Raw genomic sequence first — 1,311 nt, 5'->3', positions numbered from 1 at the left:
TGCTGCGTTGAATCACTTCGTAGCCCATGTTTTCGAGCATACTTTGAGCAGAATCTAACTTAGTGATATTTGTTGCTCCACAACGGTCAGCTTCTGGCCCTTTTACAATCCACAGTTTGATGCCGGCAGGCTGAATTTCTCTGAGCACTAAACTCTTCCCCTGCTGCGTCAGCGTGCGTTGTGGGGTATCGTAAAACCAATCTGACTCTTGGTTGTTTTCGAACATGACTTCATGCTCAATCTGTCTGAGCGTGTTTAAAAATGCATCATGATTTTTTACTCGATACTTTAACTCGACTTCAAACTGCCCTTGGAAATGCGCGTCACTCACCACTCGCCTCTACTACATAAACGTCGAAAGGAGCCGAATACTACACTCAAAATCTTAATCGTGTTGTGGCAATACACTCAGCTTGCGCATTTAGTGCTTTCGAAACACCCAGATTGGGCCGATTAATAAGAACTGTAGGTCCTCAAAAAAGGATGGCTTTTTGCCCTCGATTTTGTGCCCAATGAACTGAAGAATCCACAAAGCGCCAAACAGCAGCATAGAAATGTGTAAGACGGGTAGCTCTAGAATCTCCAACGACCAAATCAAACCAATGCACGCTAACGTGTAACCGAGCATCATCATGAACACACTGAGAGATAAACGGAAGTAAAAGACCCAAACCGGAATGACAGCGAACCAAACCCAGTTGAGCTGAAAACCTAAGATTGAAAGTTGAGGAATGGACCAAATAAGCCCAACCACAGAAAGATAAATACCCGGTACGGCAACTTTGTGAATTTTTTGATTGATTGGGTTTTGATGGCTTTCACCGTAGGCTTCTAACCAGTCAGATAGTGCTCGCATATCACTTCCCTTTTTACGCAACTTCTTTTTATATAGCCCGAGCTCAAAAAAGGTGCGAGTTTTTCAGCGAGCAATTGATGGTTTTCGTTATTGCCTAAACGCTTTCCTGAAATGCTATTTGGCTTCAGTGTCCAAGCAATGTACGTTGCGCTTTGGGCAGTTTCGCTACAACCAAATCGTAGGAGCGCTCGCACAAGTCTTGAATGAGACCATCTTCGACATCACCATTGAAATACACTGTGACCCAATGGCGTTTGTTAAGGTGGTAGCCCGGAGTGATGTCGGTAAACTGGGACGTTAGCACTTCTCCATCTTCCGGTTTCACTTTAACACTGACGTATTCTCGGCCACCACGCTCCGCGATTATCGCGAACATCTTGCCTTTTACTTTGAACACAAGCGCGTCAGGGCCAAAGGGGAAGTCACTTTCGGCGCACATAAATGTCTCTAAATAC

Annotated in this window: 3 protein-coding genes; all 3 read right to left on the bottom strand. The window is 44.9% G+C overall.

The genetic code is table 11. The annotated features are described in order from the left end of the window. The coding region (locus R7P72_RS24730; protein WP_318110929.1) for a class IV adenylate cyclase at positions 1-334 on the bottom strand (334 nt) is incomplete at its 3' end. A gap of 87 nt (positions 335-421) precedes the next feature. Continuing rightward, complete coding sequence (locus tag R7P72_RS24725) at positions 422-856, bottom strand: DUF962 domain-containing protein (RefSeq protein WP_005464615.1); 435 nt, start codon at positions 854-856, stop codon at positions 422-424. Between the two features lie 124 nt (positions 857-980). Beyond that, positions 981-1,311, bottom strand: a 331-nt coding sequence (locus R7P72_RS24720; RefSeq protein WP_318110928.1) for an MmcQ/YjbR family DNA-binding protein, incomplete at its 5' end; no start/stop codon positions are given.

The sequence above is a fragment of the Vibrio sp. Vb0888 genome (assembly GCF_033338835.1).
GTDB classification, from domain to species: Bacteria; Pseudomonadota; Gammaproteobacteria; order Enterobacterales; family Vibrionaceae; genus Vibrio; species Vibrio alginolyticus.
The sequence above is the reverse complement of the archived record's forward strand: the minus strand, read 5'-3'. Positions and strand labels throughout refer to the sequence as shown.

Excerpts from the sequence above, each read along its gene's own strand:
- R7P72_RS24725 (WP_005464615.1), bottom strand. The coding sequence starts at position 856 with ATGCGAGCACTATCTGACTGGTTAGAAGCCTACGGTGAAAGCCATCAA.